Annotated in this window: 21 protein-coding genes; 3 read left to right on the top strand and 18 right to left on the bottom strand. The window is 37.3% G+C overall.

Translation table 11 applies throughout. From position 1 onward, the window contains the following. The 17 genes from ACP6L2_RS01110 to ACP6L2_RS01030 all read right to left on the bottom strand — a co-directional run bounded on the left by ACP6L2_RS01110 (position 1) and on the right by ACP6L2_RS01030 (position 14,362). Positions 1-2,598, bottom strand: coding sequence for a DNA methyltransferase (locus tag ACP6L2_RS01110; RefSeq protein WP_440507473.1), 2,598 nt, complete (start codon positions 2,596-2,598; stop codon positions 1-3). Then, positions 2,595-3,116, bottom strand: coding sequence for a DUF1643 domain-containing protein (locus ACP6L2_RS01105; RefSeq protein ID WP_440507472.1), 522 nt, complete (start codon positions 3,114-3,116; stop codon positions 2,595-2,597). The genes ACP6L2_RS01110 and ACP6L2_RS01105 overlap by 4 nt, the downstream gene beginning before the upstream one ends. A 10-nt stretch (positions 3,117-3,126) precedes the next feature. Then, a complete protein-coding gene (locus ACP6L2_RS01100) occupies positions 3,127-3,555 on the bottom strand; it encodes a hypothetical protein (protein ID WP_440507471.1) in 429 nt (142 codons plus the stop codon). Between the two features lie 110 nt (positions 3,556-3,665). After that, positions 3,666-4,529: a hypothetical protein gene (locus ACP6L2_RS01095; RefSeq protein ID WP_440507470.1), complete on the bottom strand. Its 864-nt coding sequence runs from the start codon at positions 4,527-4,529 to the stop codon at positions 3,666-3,668. Between the two features lie 58 nt (positions 4,530-4,587). Next, positions 4,588-5,169: a hypothetical protein gene (locus ACP6L2_RS01090; protein ID WP_440507469.1), complete on the bottom strand. Its 582-nt coding sequence runs from the start codon at positions 5,167-5,169 to the stop codon at positions 4,588-4,590. Positions 5,170-5,199: 30 nt separating this feature from the next. After that, positions 5,200-7,935, bottom strand: coding sequence for an SNF2-related protein (locus ACP6L2_RS01085; RefSeq protein ID WP_440507468.1), 2,736 nt, complete (start codon positions 7,933-7,935; stop codon positions 5,200-5,202). Continuing rightward, complete coding sequence (locus ACP6L2_RS01080) at positions 7,926-8,144, bottom strand: hypothetical protein (RefSeq protein WP_440507467.1); 219 nt, start codon at positions 8,142-8,144, stop codon at positions 7,926-7,928. The genes ACP6L2_RS01085 and ACP6L2_RS01080 overlap by 10 nt, the downstream gene beginning before the upstream one ends. Positions 8,145-8,149: 5 nt before the next feature. Beyond that, positions 8,150-8,482, bottom strand: coding sequence for a KTSC domain-containing protein (locus ACP6L2_RS01075; protein ID WP_440507466.1), 333 nt, complete (start codon positions 8,480-8,482; stop codon positions 8,150-8,152). A gap of 646 nt (positions 8,483-9,128) precedes the next feature. Next, positions 9,129-9,737, bottom strand: a complete 609-nt coding sequence (locus tag ACP6L2_RS01070) for a hypothetical protein (RefSeq protein ID WP_440507465.1) — start codon at positions 9,735-9,737, stop codon at positions 9,129-9,131. A 209-nt stretch (positions 9,738-9,946) separates the two neighbouring features. Next, entirely contained in the window at positions 9,947-10,606 is a 660-nt protein-coding gene (locus ACP6L2_RS01065) for a hypothetical protein (RefSeq protein ID WP_440507464.1), read from the bottom strand. A 3-nt stretch (positions 10,607-10,609) separates the two neighbouring features. After that, positions 10,610-10,822: a hypothetical protein gene (locus ACP6L2_RS01060; protein WP_440507463.1), complete on the bottom strand. Its 213-nt coding sequence runs from the start codon at positions 10,820-10,822 to the stop codon at positions 10,610-10,612. 34 nt (positions 10,823-10,856) lie between these two features. Then, positions 10,857-11,087, bottom strand: a complete 231-nt coding sequence (locus ACP6L2_RS01055; RefSeq protein WP_440507462.1) for a hypothetical protein — start codon at positions 11,085-11,087, stop codon at positions 10,857-10,859. Positions 11,088-11,134: 47 nt separating this feature from the next. Continuing rightward, entirely contained in the window at positions 11,135-12,346 is a 1,212-nt protein-coding gene (locus tag ACP6L2_RS01050) for a hypothetical protein (protein WP_440507461.1), read from the bottom strand. Next, positions 12,346-12,630 carry a hypothetical protein gene (locus ACP6L2_RS01045; RefSeq protein ID WP_440507460.1) on the bottom strand — a complete coding sequence of 95 codons (285 nt, stop codon included), beginning with the start codon at positions 12,628-12,630 and terminating at the stop codon, positions 12,346-12,348. Before ACP6L2_RS01045 ends, ACP6L2_RS01050 begins: the two co-directional genes overlap by 1 nt. Positions 12,631-12,691: 61 nt before the next feature. Then, the gene (locus ACP6L2_RS01040; RefSeq protein WP_440507459.1) at positions 12,692-13,666 is read right to left on the bottom strand and encodes a recombinase RecT; all 975 of its coding nucleotides are present in this window, start codon (positions 13,664-13,666) and stop codon (positions 12,692-12,694) included. Positions 13,667-13,677: 11 nt separating this feature from the next. Further along, complete coding sequence (locus ACP6L2_RS01035) at positions 13,678-13,839, bottom strand: hypothetical protein (protein ID WP_440507458.1); 162 nt, start codon at positions 13,837-13,839, stop codon at positions 13,678-13,680. Between the two features lie 208 nt (positions 13,840-14,047). Further along, on the bottom strand, positions 14,048-14,362 hold the full coding sequence (locus ACP6L2_RS01030; protein ID WP_440507457.1) for a hypothetical protein: 315 nt from the start codon (positions 14,360-14,362) through the stop codon (positions 14,048-14,050). A 376-nt stretch (positions 14,363-14,738) separates the two neighbouring features. Here ACP6L2_RS01030 and ACP6L2_RS01025 point away from each other — a divergent pair, with 376 nt between their 5' ends. From ACP6L2_RS01025 to ACP6L2_RS01015, 3 genes are read left to right on the top strand one after another with little or no spacing between them, the layout of a single operon-like run. Beyond that, a complete protein-coding gene (locus tag ACP6L2_RS01025) occupies positions 14,739-15,512 on the top strand; it encodes an XRE family transcriptional regulator (protein WP_440507456.1) in 774 nt (257 codons plus the stop codon). Between the two features lie 3 nt (positions 15,513-15,515). Further along, positions 15,516-15,680 (top strand): hypothetical protein, encoded by a 165-nt coding sequence (locus tag ACP6L2_RS01020; RefSeq protein WP_440507455.1) that lies wholly within the window; start codon positions 15,516-15,518, stop codon positions 15,678-15,680. Continuing rightward, the gene (locus ACP6L2_RS01015; protein ID WP_440507454.1) at positions 15,661-16,023 is read left to right on the top strand and encodes a helix-turn-helix domain-containing protein; all 363 of its coding nucleotides are present in this window, start codon (positions 15,661-15,663) and stop codon (positions 16,021-16,023) included. Before ACP6L2_RS01020 ends, ACP6L2_RS01015 begins: the two co-directional genes overlap by 20 nt. Before the next feature lie 504 nt (positions 16,024-16,527). On the opposite strand, the gene ACP6L2_RS01010 is transcribed toward ACP6L2_RS01015, so the two are convergent. After that, positions 16,528-17,130 (bottom strand): tyrosine-type recombinase/integrase, encoded by a 603-nt coding sequence (locus tag ACP6L2_RS01010; RefSeq protein WP_440507453.1) that lies wholly within the window; start codon positions 17,128-17,130, stop codon positions 16,528-16,530. Positions 17,131-17,526: the final 396 nt, after the last annotated feature.

The raw sequence follows: 17,526 nt of genomic DNA, 5'->3' as shown, positions 1-17,526 counted from the left end.
TTATGTCAAGTTTTCGGATAAATCAAAAAGTGTGGGAATGCTTTGCTTAAGCTCCTCGGCTTTCAGATAATTTGCCCCATCACTCCAATAGATCGGATTAAGTTCTATTCCTACCCCTTTTCTACCTTCTTGTATCGCTACCAATGGAACGGTACCAAGGCCAGCGAAATAGTCAAGTACTTTATCACCTGGATTGCTCATCTGAAGAATGACACGCTTAACGATATCGATCTGAAAAGGACAAACGTGCATTTCCCTTCCTAAGCTCCATTGAGAACCGTTCAATGTTCGCATTCTGGTAATATCCGTCCATACATCTTCAGACCAGCTCTGGGGCTGTAAGAGCATGAATCCACTAGGCAATTTCCCTTTTGCCTCAAGGCCTTCGGCAATAGTCACAATCTGCTCAAAATCCCAAACCTCGGTTAAGGAATAGGTTTTGAACAATTTGAAAATGGCATCTGCTTCAAGTTTTGCAACCTCTTCAGAATCGAGCAACCTATCACCGGAAGATCTCGTATAACCTGCAGCATCCAATTGCCATCTTGCACGTGAATATCCTTTTCCGCTCCATTGATGTGTAGACTTATTGAATTCTCGCTTTTCCTTGAATACCGGAATATCTGCATAGGCATTACTGGTATCTGTTGGAGTTTTTCTAAATAAAAGCAGATATTCGGGCATTCCAACCCCCATTTTGGAACCGTCCTTACATTGTTCGGTCCATCCTAAACGATAGGTTTGATTATTCTCACGCACTACGTCTGTAACAATGGTTTTCATTCCGATAAAAGCAAAGCCATGTTTCGTATAGTGATTGATTACATCACAATGGAAAGGATACTGTGTCTGAAAACCAAGTCCGTTAATTCCTCCTGGAACAATCCTGTCCTTGACATGGACCGCACAGATTCTACCTGGCATGAGTACCCTTAAAGCTTCAGGATTTGAGAAATCCATCTGCCTAAAAAACTCTTCATTGCTTTCCGTATGACCATAGTCCGCATAGTTAGGGGAATATTCATATTGTGTGGCAAAGGGAATGGATGTCAAAATCAGACCAATGCTATTGCTTTCCATACGTGGAAGCTCCAGAACATTGTCATTGTTTACAAAACTGTAATTTTTCCCCTTTACTTCTAAGCGGTCGACTCCCATCTTTCTTGTTAGCAGCTGTGCCATTGCAGCCTGCGAGAGTCCATATTTTTTTACTATTTCAATCATTTTGTCTACCATTTTATCATGTTGTAACCATTTCCTTTCAAGCTGTTTCCTGATCTGTCTTTCTGCTTCGGTATAGATAAGATCAATCTTCACGGTTCCGGTCTGTCCGAACCTTAGAAGCCTATGGATCGATTGAATGAAATCATTGAACTTAAACCCTATTCCGGAATAGATCGCCCAGCTGCAGTACTTCTGAAGGTTGGTACCAGAACCGAGCATTGAGGGTTTTCCTGCCAATAATTGTAATTCACCATTAGAAAACTGCTGAACGATATCCTCACGCAATTCTAGCTTTTGGGTTCCGAATACAGATTTTGAAGTTGGAAAGGCTTTTTCAATAGCTTTACGCTCATCTTCCAGGTCATGCCAAAGGATGCAATGTTCTTCAGGTGATCGTTGGTGCAATTCATGCATTTTGTTCACTCGATATTGAAGGCTATTTCGCTTTTCCCTGGAAGACCCTTCTAAACCGATGGCCGATTCTGCAAAAGCTTTGTATTGTCCGTTTTTTTCAGTACCAGCAGCTGTATGGTCAGTCGCTATCTCATGCCAATTGACAATTAGTGGTGGAAGTATGTAACCTTGATCATCTTCAGGATTTCCTGTCAGATCAGATGGTTTAGAGACGAACAAAGCCCAAGATGCTACCCAAAGCCAAAATTCTTCTTGCTTATGCTCATAGATCGTTAATTTATCTGCCTTTGTGCTATCTCGCTTGAAGAATCTCGTTTTAGCCTGAGAAACATCCATGATACCAAGAAAGTCTGCGTATGCCAATAATTCAATATAGTCGTTCGGTGAAGGGGTGGCCGTTGCAACAAATCTATATTTTACAACATCGGTTCCCCGACGGTTACCGTTGACACCCTCGTCACCGGTGAACAGTCTCATAAATTCACGAAAGGTTTTGGAACCACCCAACCCACGAAGCACGCTTGCTTCATCTAAGGAAACAGCACCGAACAATCTAGGATCTAACTTACCATCTCGAACGGTTTCATAATTGGTAATATAGATTCCAGTTTCTTCACATTCTTCTATTCTGCGAATGAATTTAGGACCTGATTCCCATCCAAGAATATTGATGGCATCTTTCATGAATTCTGCTCGAACTCCGAGAGGTGCAATGATCAAACCCCGGCCACCAACCTTGGTCAGCATAATTCGAATAGTCTCAAGTTGAGTAACTGTTTTATGGAGACCAAAAGAAGCAAAGCACGCACGCCTGCCCCCTTCTACGAGCCATTTTACCATCAATTTGTTATGTTGCTTCAAAGCTGGATTAATCTCTTCTAAATCGCAGGAAAAACCGTCTGGTTGAGCAAGTCTAATCTTGGATTTAAGAAAGTTTTCGTATTCGATTAGGTTATTCACATTTCACCTGCCTTTCTGGCTACATAGGGAATTGGCAATAAGTCCTTTTTCAGATATAAAGGATGTTTTGGAATATTGTCTTTTGACAAATCCAAATAATGAAGTTTCATTCCAAAAGTAGAAAACATATAATTGAACTTTTTACTTAGACTTTTAAGAATATTTCCATTACCCCATGCACAGATTACCTTTTCTGACATATCAACGCATTCTTTAATATGTTGATTGTTTTCTTCTCCTATTGGGTCATCAACTTTCAATAATGCTTTTGGATCGGTTGACCTAAAGGCAAATAGATTGCAAACGATTATTCCACCATACCCCCATGATTTGGCAAACCCAATACATCTTCGAATTGTAGGATCATCAATATTTTCATCAGCGGTAGAAGGGTTTAACATAAGAAAAGTGACAAAAGGCTTCGTTCTATCCCAAACTCTCCATAGTCGGTAACGATACTTTCCACAAGCAGAAATTTCAGCACCTTTTTCAATGTTATTATTTTCCAGACTATTCATAATATTCTCTTTACCTTTCTAAATCCATCAATAACATTATCTCGCTCAGATCTACGCCTGGATACCGCTTGGTAATGAACTCAATCAATAGCTTCCAGCGATCGGTTTTATTCCCGTTGACCTTTGCGAGTATCTTACGGTTTAATTCCTTGATCTCTGAAATCTCAAGGATTCTCTGCTCAATCCGACAGCGAAAGAAATAACAGAAATTCATCTGCTTTTTATACTTGGTTAATCCAGTATCATCGAACTTCGCTCGGTTATTGTCAAAGTCCAATCGAACCTCTGATAACCATCTTTTAAGAGTGAATAGCTCTATTTCTTCGTCAACTTGACTAATGGTAAATCGGCCATAATAGTCTTCTGGTCTCGATTTCGGGAAACTCATTCTTGTTTCCTTCTCCTCTTTAGGAGTTTCTTTTTTGAAAAAATTTAACATGATATTTATTTATTAATTGTATATTTGAACTACAGAGATCGTCGGTAATGGGGGTCACTGTGCCACAAAAGCACTTTCTTTAAGATGGTGCTTTTGTCTTTTTTATATGTTTAGTTTGTACAGAATCCAGCTTGGCAACCTGAACCAATTCCAAAAACAAAATCAAGCTGAATGCCCATTTTTGAAATATCTAACAAGCTGTTGTTATCCTTAAATGTCCTTTTCATTAGTTCTTCTTGAATAGCTGCCCAATACATGATTGGTCCATGTTCATCAAAGTTTTTTCTAAGTTGCTGCTCTTGTTTCCAAAAGCAATTAAGACAATTACTATCCTTTGGAAATTCAATCGATTTATCTTTCCAATATTCTTGTATATGATAATGGATAATCTTGTCATCAACCAAAGGAAATTCACCTATACGCCAAGCAATTTCTTTCCATCTATGGATCCACGAATTAGATTTTGGTCTGTACTCACAATGAGTAGCGTATTTCCAAGTTTCGGTAAACTTTTCAGCCCTTTCCAATTCGTCCCAACGATAGCCAATTCTCATTTGAACGGGCAATTCATGATAGCAGAATAGGAAATCAAAGATTGCCTGCATCTTCATTATTGTAGTACAGAAACGTTTACTCATGTTTGGGATGGCCTTTTTATAGGCCAACATTTTTTCCCATCCCATACCACGGACCCAAACAATTTCCCTACCTATCATTTGCTCAAGGTCGAACATTGTCCAGAGTATTTGAGGATCTTCAGAAGTAGCTACGAATTCCGGCCAATTGGAACAATATTTTTGGAGTTTGTCATTAACTCGTTGGATCATTTTTGTATCCTTATATAGATTTCTATAATGAGCATTTGCATTATGGTCATCAATACAGCATAGGGCAAACACATCGATATCTGCAGGATAATTAGCAGCGATATAACTTGATGTTTTACCGCCTGAAAGACTGTTTACTGTTTTCATTAATACTTATCATAAAAATATAATCTTTTTTAGTGATAATTCAACTTTATCATAATTATTAATTATATTGTTCAATTTCCTCTCTTTCTGGTTCGATATCCAAAACCTTTACGTTTCCTTTTTCCTCGATCACAATAGGCTGAATATTCAACGATTCAAGGACCTGCATTCTTTCTAATACCATATTGATGGCATCATGATTGGACTTCCTAGCCTTTTTTACGACAGACTGAAGGAATTCGACTTGATTAGGCAATGAAGCATAATTGGTTTCCGTACCACTCAATCTGATAGCCTCCTGATAGATTTTGTTTTCAGGTTTTTCGGCAAGCATGGAAATACATTGAAATATTCCGAACGATATATTTTCAAAGTTTTCCTGAGATCTATCGGACACAAAGCGAATCTTCAATTTTTGGTTCAATCCTTCACATAAGGATATGATCTTTTCAATATCCTTCTTAAAATCCAAAATAGACGGTGTTTGTTGACGATAATCAATTTCCTTAAGTTCATTTGAAATTGGCTTCAAGTTTTCATAGGCAGCATAATGTAATGCTCCTGCAGCTGCAATAACTATTCTGAGTGCATCGATCATTTTCTTTTGCAGGCTGATAATTCTTTCAGTTTTTGAATCCATAAAATTTGACTTACTTGTTAATTTGTCAAGTTATTTACTAAAGAGTGTGGCAAAACTATCCACGATGCTCACCTCTGTTTGATCGTCATTGCCCGTTACGGTATTGGCAATCTCACGTTTCTTCTGAATTAGATCATAGTTCCATTCATCGATGGTATCACGTCCAAGAAAGTAGGTACACATCACGTTCGAGTGCTGTCCCATTCGATAGAGTCTGTCCTCTGCCTGGTCCATGATCGCAGCATGCCATCCAAATTCAATGAAACACACATTGGTCGCCACATCCTGAAGACCGTTAACCCCTACTCCACCGGCTTTTAGGTTCAGTACGATAACATCTACATTGTCATTCGTTCTAAATGAATCGACCGACGCCTGTTTCTGTAAGGCATTTTCTGCACCAGTCAGTCTAACAGAGCGTGGAAAAGCCTTTTGTACGGCTGCGACAATCTCAATAAGATTTGCAAATACGACGACCTTTTGACCACTATCGATCAGTTCCTGAACAAAGTCAAAGGCATCCTTTAATTTTCCACGTGCTGAAATATTCTTCAATATACCAATTCTTACCATAACTTCCCCTTTCATGGATTGTTGAATCTTTTCATCAGAAGCCTGTTTATATTGCTTCATGTAGCTTTCTAGGTTGGCCATTGCGTGATCATATTCCTTACGTGATTCTTTATTGAGATCACATAGGATTACCTGCCTTGATTTATCAGGAAGATATTTCTTGACTTCAGGATCAGTTTTGTTCCTGCGGAAAAAGCAGGTCTTGTTCAGATTGAAGTTCAATTCCTTCAGATTGGAAGCTCCATTTGGACCGCTACAATAATGATCAACGAAATGTTTATATCCACCGAGTTCAACGAGCCTGTTCATAATACCCAACTGCGCTATCAGATCATTGGGCTTATTGATCAAAGGCGTACCGGTAAGAAGGAAAATCGTTTCCTTTCCTGTCGATATTCCTTCCGATATCTTGCTGGCCATGGTAGAAACTGCCTTTAATTTATGGCTTTCATCGAAAATAATCGACTTATAGAAATCAATCGACTTCTTGCGAAAATGATAGTGCTTTAAAGTCGGCTTTCTCTTTTTACCTTTTTTATCTACTCCCGGATCATCGACATGCTCCACAAAGAACTTCTTAAGGCTTTCATAATTGACGATGAAATAATGCGCTAAACCTGTTCTAAAAAATTCTTGAAAGGTCTGCCTTGTGGCATTGGATAAAACGATCGCCTTTCTATTTACCGTTTCTTCAATTTCACGCTTCCAGTTTTCCTTTACGGCCGATGGACAGACAATAAGGCAAGGATATGCGGCTTTTCCCTGCATGTGAAGAGCTTCAATAGATGCTATGGCTTGAAAGGTATTATGGGTAACGATGTAATCCTTAACAACATAAAGACTATCAGGCGCACTAACAGAAATACAGGTTGCATGATCTTTTTTCAAAAATTCTACTGATACAATTTGTCTAATTAATTTAGAACTTACCTTCCATTTTTTACGATTACTTTCTCGTTTAAATGGATTAAAAGATGTCCTTATTCCAATATTATAGTTATCCTCCTCGATTGACAACTTACCTTCTCTAATCCTTTCTCTTCCTTTAACAACATAAATAGTTGCAATACCTCCTAAGGATTGAACAAGCTCTTTTACATTTTCAGCTAATTTTTTACTGCTTGTACTATACCTTACCCTTGCCCCTCTGACGGTACCATCACAATCCAGCAATCCGGCTAACAATTCCTTTCTTTGGTGAATAGATCCTTTTAAATAAATTTCCGGAATAAATTTAAAGTAGGAAACCTTATCAAGTTCGAAGAATTTAATCCTATCTCTCCAGTAATTCCTACTATTTCCCGGAGAAATTAAAGAATATCTTGTAGAGGTTCCGTAGTCCGCGTTTTTATTTAATTGAATGTAATCAGGCAACAACTCCTCCACTAATTCTGGAACTTCCAAATCACCTGGTACAAACGTTAATCCTGATGCAGTTAATGATCCATCGGCAATTAGCACCCCCATAATGTATGGAGGAATAGTTACATTTCTTTCAGGATAGAATATAGGATCAACCAAAGGTATTTCCCATTTTGGACAACCATTCGCATAATACAAATCTTTTGCAAGTGTTTCAGTATCCAAAACCCGCCATTTTCCTTTTCTTCGTCGATCATTTAAGGTCCTGACTGCCCAAAGATGTTCTAAACCAACATCACTAAAAGTTCCATCACTAAAAGTCATTCTGTAAATATCCCTTTCACCCTGTGGAAAAACTCCAGTCACAAAATGAAGAAAACCATCCCTACCAAAAACAAGGTCTCCAAATTCAAGCGTTTCGATGGGCTTCCAGCCATATTCAGATAGCACAGGAGTTCCATTAACATTTTGTTTCCCTAAGCCCATATCGTCCCCGAAAAACGTTCTTTGTTTATCGATGGCATAAGCTATTCCAGTCCTTTGATATGGTCTAGGCTGCCTTTTCAAGGGAATCTCGATCGTAAGTTCCGGAAGAGGTGGATTAGTAAAATTTTCAATCACGGGCTTTTCAATCTTATACCCAAACTGAAGGTTATATCTTTTACAGAACCTTTCAACCTCATCACGATGTTGTAAGGGAACGGTCCAAGACTTATCATTATGGTCAAACCGCCTATCTGGCAATTCTTTTACAGCAGCTACAACCTTCGGATTATAACGGAATTCTATCTTAAAGTAATTTCCAACTGGGTAAACGCTTCCTATTGACATAATTTAACCTCCAATTCAAAAGATCTCAATTGAGCGCAAACACTTCCAATCTGGAGCTTTAGCCCATTATCTTCGATAATTTTTCTAGCATGTTCCCGACTTTTATCTAAATCTTTCACACGAACTTCTACTTTTCCTTTTGATGGTCTAAATGATCCATATCCGAATAGTTTCTTAAACTTTTCGACTTCATTATCAAACCTTGACATTCTTGCTATTCTGTCAACTTTACTGGTGTAAGAATTGGTTTCTCCAACTTAACGGAAGGATATTTCCCTGAAATTTCGGCACGAACAAACTTCCCAATGCTTTCTGCGATCGAAGCCCTTTTAATGGTTTCGGTAGGAATATCACGGTAAAGATAGGTACCGCCATTTTTGAACTGCACGAAGAAATCCTGATCAGGCTTTGGCTCATGGGTATTTTCGTCAAATTCGGGTTTATGACCGCAGAAATCTACATTGCTCGATGGCAGCTTAAATACTGCATAATCTTCAAAGCGTTCATCTACCTGGTAGGTGACGCCATAAAAAGTAAGTGTTTTCATTATTATTTAAATTTTATTATTTTGGCAAACATCAACTCATTAGTTATATGCTTAATGACATTCCAAAAAATGTAATCTATATCGTGATTGCCATAATAGTAGTCTTATTGATCTTAGTCTTATCCTATTTTCAATTTCAATCTGGAATTGAAGGGATCGGAGAAATTTCAGAAGATATTCGCAACCGATAATAAAAATCGTTTGCAGAGAATACCGGATTCGAACCGGAGATAACGTCATCTTTGGCTATAGAATAGCATCACACATAATATTCAAATCGTAAACAATTTGATCTATTTGAGCAGGTAAATCCTAGTGCAATTTTACTGTCTTATCATTAAATGATCGATCGCATCAATTTAACAGAATCCAATTCCTTTTATTCTCCCCTTTTAACTTAAGCCATTAATTTCAACCCTGATAATCAGCTTGTAAGAACGAGTCCAGATCGTTAAAAAATCTGTTATTTAGTAATTATGTTTTTGCAGTTCTTCAATGAGAACGCCTTATCCAATGCTTCCTTGAACGTGGAAAGCCGGTATAGCCTTTTCGTAAAAAAATCGAAGAAAAAAGGCTTTTCGATCGTATAGAAATCAATCTTTGACTTCTTACTGATCTTGCGAACGATATAGGTAGCCATAACACATTATTCAAAAGCTTCACCTTCTGTATCTTCTTCTTCAGGCTCTTGGTCGAAGATGTTCAATTGTGCATCAGGGGCCATCTTACCTTCGATATAGCGCAAAGCTTCTTCGTTGCAATGATTGATGATTCCACGAAGCTCAAAGCTATATTCGTAGGTATCTTCATTGTCAGTCCCTTCGAATTTGGTGAAAGGAGAATTCAGGTTTAATGGCATTCCACCAAATCCCCTACGAGATCCTGATAGAGTTACTCCTTCATGGATATCCTCACCACCTATCGAATAACTTACTACCTTGTATCTGTCCAAAGCTTCCTCGTTGTCGTCAAGTTCATGAAAAGTGGTCTTTTGAGCTTCTACCTGATCACATAGAATAGCCAAATGCGCACGAAGAAATCGAAGTGCATTCTTCATGTCTTCATGAACAATATTCTTTCCGATTCTTGTGTTTTCAGAAGTAATGGTTTTTATCTTTTCTTCACCATCTATCGTTTCATAGATATTGACATATTCTTCAAAGGTGATATCCAAAGTTTCGGATTTGGTAAGCTTTACCTTCTTTACTTTCCTGGTTACAGAAACCTTTGCATCTGTCTTTATTGATCCTAGCATACTTTTCTTAATTGTTTTAAATATTCGTGTTGACTGAATGACACCTCAAGCGTTGTCATTTTTAACTTTTTAGCAACCCAGAAAATGCTTCTTTCCGGATATTTCTGCAATGTTTTTAGTGCTAATTCCATTTTATTTTTGGTTAAAATCCTTAGATTCTTTGTAGGCAATCAAAAACAGAATGACTGCCACAACTATTATTTTCCAGATCATGCTGCAAATCCATCTACATAGAGCCAGTATTTAAATGCAAGATCTTGATATTGCTCTTTGCCATAATTATAGAGCTTATCACCTCTTGAGATCGGTATCTTGAAAACCTGTTGGTTTACTTTGCTGATTCCGATGAGCATATCCTTTTGTGTTCCCTCGATATCCATATACCAAGCCCTTGACCTAAAGTAATCGAAGAAATCACAGGCTTGTTCGAACTCTTTTTGTGTCTTGGCCATGGTCGATTTGATATCACCGCCCATATTCCATTTGCGGACAAGAAGATCCCATTTGCAACGAACACCAGCTGATAACTGAAACTCAAATTCATTGTGAACGATCGGGAAATCATGTGAGATCGATACGCTCTGAAAATCTGCATTTTCAGTGATCATCTTGCAGAAATCATCTTTATAGAATGACTTCTTCATTTCCTTGGCAAGATCAAAATCAGCTTGCATATAGTTGTATGACTGCCCCTCACAAGTAAGCGCATAATAATCTACTTTATGCGGTTCGGTAATCATATAATCAAGCAGTGAACCAAATGCATAAGCTTTATTCTTGTCCCCAAATACAGGCTTTGGATAGAGCAATTCCTTCAAACTGGATAAGTCTGAATTGCTGACTTCGGAACGTAGGTAATAGGGATCCATTTTTTACAAATCTTCAGAGGTATGCCAATGGGTACCATTACCATTTAAGTCACTATCGAAATCATATCCACGTTCTTGATTATTATCATTGTTATGGAATGATACTGTAAATGGCTTTTCAGTATTGCCCTTATTTTCATTAAAACGTCCGCCTTGCTTTTGTGCGAAATCTCTTGCTTTGGCTTCGTTGCCAAAATGTACTTTATTCTTTGACATGATATTAAAATTTATTATTTGATTATTACTTTCATTAGCTTCTTAAAAAGCCGAACATTTCTTTTAAATCGGTATCTGGTGTACCCTGAAGATCAATCTTTCCTTTTGTGGATATATTGATCACGCTGCCGGTACTCAGGCGTAATTGATGTGCCCCTGGAAGTTCTTTCTCGATGGTCACAAAGTAATTTCTTGTCTGAAGCTTTGCTTTGATTACTAGCAAAGTTGTTTTTACATACATTTCTTCAATAGTGGTTTGCTTCATATCGGTTTTAGTAATAGGTAGATTATTAAGGGGAGATTGCTCTCCCCCTATTTTGTAAGAACCGCTTTCACATCTTCAACATATTCAACACTTTCATGCTCAATGAAGATCCCTTTGGAATTGGCCAGCTTCTCAACATCTTTCTTCATTTGATTGAGTGTCTTTTTGCCGACTGTCTCCAAGTCAAGGGCGTTGCCGTAATGCTCAAAGTAGTTGGCGAAAACCATTAACCAGCCTTGATGATTCAGTACATTGATGACATAAGAAACCTTAGTTTTTCCTGCGTTTTGGTTCAGAACTGATATTTCTGCTTGAGCATCAAAAAGCGTTGTCGCACTATTCATGCTCTTTTCCTGTTCAAGCTTTGCTTGTGCATCTTTTTCGGCTTGTTCCTGTTGATCTTTAAGCAGTTTTGCTTCTGCCTTTTTACGCTTTTCAGCTTGTTGTCTCAAGGCTTCAGCTTCTTCAGCACTTGCTTTGGCCATACACTCAAGCTCCTTTTTCTTGCTTGGTAATTTGTCCAATGCATCTTGCTTATCAACTTCCATGTTCTCACGGAAATTAGCGGATAACTCATCATATAGGTTGATTCGTGCAGCATTAATAATGCGATCAACTTCGCTACTATCAATGTATTTGGGAAATAGGACACATTCTAATTTATTGAATGCATCACGTGGGTACTCAAGCTTTACGCTTACTATTTTGACCTTGTTATCTTCAAAGGTTTCAAGGGACATTTCATTTAATAATTTTGAAATATGGTTCTTGAAACTGAAAAGCTTCTTGGTGTAGGCATCACGGATTTGACGTTCAGCTTCAGATTTTAGATCAAGCCTTTCCTGTTCCTGGTTTTTCTTCTTAAGGATTTCTTGCTCTTTTTTGCGTTGTTCTTCTTGTTTTTCCTTTGCCCATGAATTACGGTGGTTCTGCAGCTTTGAATAATAGCTATCCGCCTTTTGTGGGTTTAGAGGATTTTCCAAGCTAGTGAATTCAGATGCGATCTGCGATAGGATCTGCGTGATTGGCGTACGTCTATCATTATTGACCTGTAAGGCTTTCTTAGCATTTCCTTGCCACTTATTAATCTCTGCATCCATTTCATCGCTCATGCCTTCCGCTTCGATGGTATCTAAAAGGGATTTGGCCTTTGCTTCTGCTTGATTGAACAAATTTCTGTTCTTCAAAAGAACAGGTTCAGCTTTCATCAAGGTCGAGGTAACTTCCTCGAACTTGATCATTTCCATTGTTTCTGCCATTATACACGCCCTCCTATCAATGCAGATAACATTGCTAAAGGATTAGAAGATAAGGAAGAAAGATGCTCTACTAAAGAGCCTAAAGAAAAAGCCAAAAAAGCCAATTCATTTACGTTTTTTGCTTCCTTTGAAATATTTTCTAAAACACTAACTTTTGAATTATTCTTGGCAAACTCATTTGAAATAAGTTCTGCCAATTCTTGACTTCTTTCTTCAGATATTCCTAGAATAGTAGTCATACTCTTTGATTCAGGGTTTACTTGGGTTACTACTAAATTTTCCATTTTTTAATTATATAAGATTTAAATTTTATTTGACAAACTTGACTAAACGACAATATTTTGATTAAAAAATTGGTTCATCGTCATCATCTTCCATCGTTACGGTCTCGATCATTTCAGCATCTTGAGAATCTTCAATCGCTTGATCGAATTCATCGAAAGCAGGTTCATCTTGAACTTCTTCATGGGAAATATCTTCAGTTGCACCAGCAGCGTATGATTCAGGATCTAAACCGTAATCAATTTCTTGATGATTGAATTCTTGCTCAAGTGTGCTAAATTTTCCAGTTGGAACTTTCGGATAGGTAGCAAAAGCATGCTTAATAGTTTTGGCAGCAAGAAAGCCTGTATCGATCTGACCGTTGTTAGAGGTATAGAGGGCATTCGGTTTATTGTAATTCTGTCTAGCGGAATAACCTTTCAATCTTTCGATATCATCTTGATCGAGGTAAGGCATTTCAAATGTTCCATCAGGACGCTCAATCCGCACAAAACACGCAACAATCTTTGCATCTTTAGGACGGGAGGTATTGCGCTCATAATCTTTAACAACTTGCTTTCCACGATCATTTAACCCAATTACGAACTTATCACATTCATAAACAATTACAGGATTATCTGCATACTTGATTTGACCGGCACGCATACGAAGTTTAAGCTCTCCATAGGGTGACACTTGCAAAGAAGCACGTTTTTCGTAGATGTCCTGACCTTGAGCATTTTTCTGTCCAGTCTTGTGGCTTCTTGGAATGATATAGCAATCGGGTTTACTCCCCTGTTCTAAAGTCAGTCCATTGACATTGATATCAAGGAATACTCCATACAAGGATATCGGAGAACATTCACGCAAAGCAGGGCTTTCAGCGATCTGCTTTTTGAAGTTGAACGATTCTTTATGATAAATAAGCTCTCCTTTATCGGTGCCATGAATCGCATTGTGCATGGCAATGAACTTATCTTTGACGGCTGGAATTTCGACAATTTCAGCCGGTTTCGCTGACTTTAGGACAACGACTAGATTTTCTGTTTGATTTGACATTATAAAGTATTTTATTGATTTTCTAATAGAATAAGCTTCGCTTGAACAAGAAGCCTTTCCTGTTTAATTCCTTCGAGCCATTTCATGAACTTATGTTGATCGGAAATGCTTGAAAACTTTTTTCTTAACCCGCTTTGCGCTCTTCTTTTATTGTGTTCTTCTTCTTGATGCATTGCAAATTGGTTTTAATAAGTGAAACAATGATTATCAACTTAAATGAAAACATGAGGACCAGAATGATATTAGCCAGCAACATTTTTTTGCTTGATAAATTTCTGATTGTGCTTTCTGATGAAGTCCGCTTTAAAAGCTTCCATTTTCATCCTTCGGCTTGTATTTGAAAGAACATTGGTCTCCCCCTTAATGTGAACGATTCTCATATCAATAGCCCTCACTTTGAAGAATTCTTGCTTTGGTCGCAATGTAGATCTGCTGATCATACTTGAAAGCTTGATCGTTCATTTTGATTTTCGCATACCATGGAGCATTCGGATTTAACGTTACAGTTGCCTTTGGATATTTGAGCAAAGTTTTGCTTTTCCAAGCTTCAAATGCAACCTCACTGTTAACAGTAGTACACAAGTCGCTCGGAGTAGGTAAATAATAGTTTCCGAAACTACCATGACCTAAATTCTGAACTAAGTCACCAAAGGTGAGTTTTCTTAATTCAATCTGATTTGTTAAATTTGTGTTCATAAAGAAAAAATTATTTTTAGGCTTGACAGTTCCAGTGTCGGGCCTTTTTTAATTAATATTTCTGCATTCAGTCAATTCATCAACCGGAATATTCAAGTATTCACTAATAGTCTTCAATGCACTTGCTAGCGTTAATTGATCGCTATCTTCCCGAATCCATTTTGTAATCGTAGGATAACTTTTGTTAAGATTGAATGATAACATTGTCTTAATCTTATTGTCATCTTTAAGATGGTTCAAGACACTTTCCTTTAATCTAATAGTGGTGATTGGCATATCTTTTGTTATTTTTGCTATCAATTATTAGCACAAATATAATATAACATTTGTGATATTTTATAACTTTTTATATCAAATGTTATTAACAAAACTTTAAATGGCTGAAAATCAAGAGAATAATTTTAGTGAGCGATTGAAAGAAATCAGAACTCATTTTAAATTAACGCAAGGAGCGCTTGCCGAAAAGACAGGGATTAAACAGTCACTTATTTCGGCAATAGAAAATAACAAACGCAATATCTCTCCAGGTATATTAATGGCAATGAACAAAGCCTTTAACATAAACATGGATTGGTTAAACAGCGGTAAAGGTGAAATGCTGGACGGTACGAACGCTAAGCAGCTGACCGGATTTTCAAACGTAGAGGAAGACGATACGACAAATAAATTCATCGATCTTGACGATGGCCAAAAACTCATGATTACTCCTTTGGTGGAAGAATATGCATACGCTGGATATCTTTCGGGCTATAAAGATCCTGAGTTTATTGAAGAACTACCTAAACATTCCATAATTGTGAACAAATACCATAAAGGAAATTATCAATCCTTTCGTGCTGTTGGGGACAGCATGACAACTACCGATAAAGATTTAATGAAGGACAACATATACGATGGCAACATCGTAACCGGACGAGAGGTCAGAAAGGAGCATTGGAACTATAAACTCCATACGCACAAGTTTTCCGACTATGTCGTCGTACATAAGGATGGAATATTGATCAAAAGAATTATTCTCCATGATACCGAACAGGGAATCCTTACCCTTCATTCTTTAAACGAGAACAAAGATCTCTATCCAAACATTGAGGTCAATTTAAAGGATGTTTATCAGATCTTCAATATAGTAGACGTTCACCAAAAACGATAGGTTTTGAAAAAGAAGAAAGAGCCTAACATGAAAGATCATGGAATTTCGATAATCAGCCATAAGATCGAGAAAAGAATAACCGAGGATGATCTTGTAAAGGATCTCGTCAAAAAAGTAGGAAATAAAATAGATGTAAAAATTGATAATGATGAAAAAAATAATAACTGATGAAGCAAAACGATTCAAGTCCTTCAGGCGAGCGGAGAACCTGACCCAATCGGAGTTCGGGGAACTATTGGGCAAAACAGAATCTTGGGTGAGCCGTGCAGAGAACGGAGATCGTACGATCAGCATCGATGATCTTAAGGTATTGAACAGCAAGCTTGGGATGTCCTTTGATTGGTTCATAAACGGTACCGGAAAAATGAAGGTTAACAAAAAGGATGAAAACCTTCTGACCACAACCACCGACATCAAAAACGAGATCAAATTAATTACCGCAAAGATGGACCAGCAAGACAAGGTTTTAAAGAAACTTGTTAGAGATTTTTATAATACCGAAAGGAATTAAAACCGAACAAAAAAACAGACAAAATGGGCAAAAATACAGCTAAAAAGCTTAACCCAATTTTGGATAAAAACATCATTATCAGGAATTTAAGAAACACCAAGGAGCAAGAAAAAGGGTTCGAATCCCTCCGGCTCCACAAAATAATCTGTAAATCAGCAATTTACAAATTATACACCCAAAATTACACCCGATAATTTTGGGTGTTTTTGCTTAAATACGTTTAAGATATTTGATTGATCAGTTCATTTAATAATATTCTATAATCGTCTAATTTTGAAATATCCGAAAATATAGTAAATAGTTTAAATCCTGCCAGCCCGACAAAAGCCACTGATAATCAGTGGCTTTTTCTTTTTTTCGGACACATTTCGGACAAATTATATCTGAATATTGATTATTCAATAACCTAAGCAAAGTTAAGTTAAGCTAGAAGAATAACCCTTCTTAAAGAATGATTGGAGCATAATGCTTGTTTCTATAGAGCGTGAAAAGTTCATCTTATTCTTATAAAAAATCAAGAGGGCTAGGAGTCTTTTGCTTGTCTATGTCAGTGATATGAGTGTAGATCATAGTCGTTTTTATATTTTCATGACCCAATAACTCTTTTACAATTCGGATATCGATACCTGATTGGAATAAATGTGTGGCATAAGAATGTCGCAATGTATGTACAGAGCCTTCCGACTGAACATTTGCTTTGATCAATGCTTTTTTCAGAATCAACTGTACACTTCGTTCGCTATACTTGCCACCCTTCTCACCTTCGAAGAGGTACTCCTTTGGCTTGAATGCTTGATAATAATGTCTAAAAGTCGCCAGCAATTTGTCTGGTAATGATACAATCCGATCTTTATTGCCTTTGCTTTGATGGATTCTGATAATTCCGTCCGAAGATTTTATGTCTTTGATTTTGAGATTCAACAGTTCGCTAAGACGTAGTCCACAACTATAGATTGTCATCAGAATAGCCTTGTGTTTTAGATTTTGAGTGCTGTCGAGTATATTTCTTACTTCTTCTTTTGAAAAGAATTTAGGTAATTTAGAAAAGGAGCGTTTCGGGTATAAGTAATCCAGTTGGATTTTTTCGTCCAATATCAGCTCGTCCATCTTCTTGATTGCGCCCACTAATCCTTTTTGATAGGAAACACTAATTTTCTCCTTTTGGACTTTTTCGTTTATAAACGCCTCAATATCTGACAGGGGAATTTCTCCAAGGGAGGGTTATTGGCTGACATGTTTAAGAAATATACTAGCGTAATCCTTGTACGATCTAATGGTATTGCCAGGGAATCTCTGCATCAACAATCTCTTTTCGAAGGTTTCAAGTATGATTTCGCTATTCATATCAGGGAAATAGTATTCGATAATATTTTGTTTCGCTATTAGTACGGTTTTATTTCTTAAAAACAAATATATCAACATCTTATATAAAAATAAAAGTCAAATAACGAAATACGTTTATAGGGTTGGTTAAGCGAAACTTTTTGTATATTCGTTTCGTTA

Origin of the sequence: Sphingobacterium lactis (genome assembly GCF_051951495.1) — a bacterium.
Taxonomy (GTDB): Bacteria; Bacteroidota; Bacteroidia; order Sphingobacteriales; family Sphingobacteriaceae; genus Sphingobacterium; species Sphingobacterium lactis_A.
This window is presented reverse-complemented; position numbering and strand designations above follow the sequence as displayed.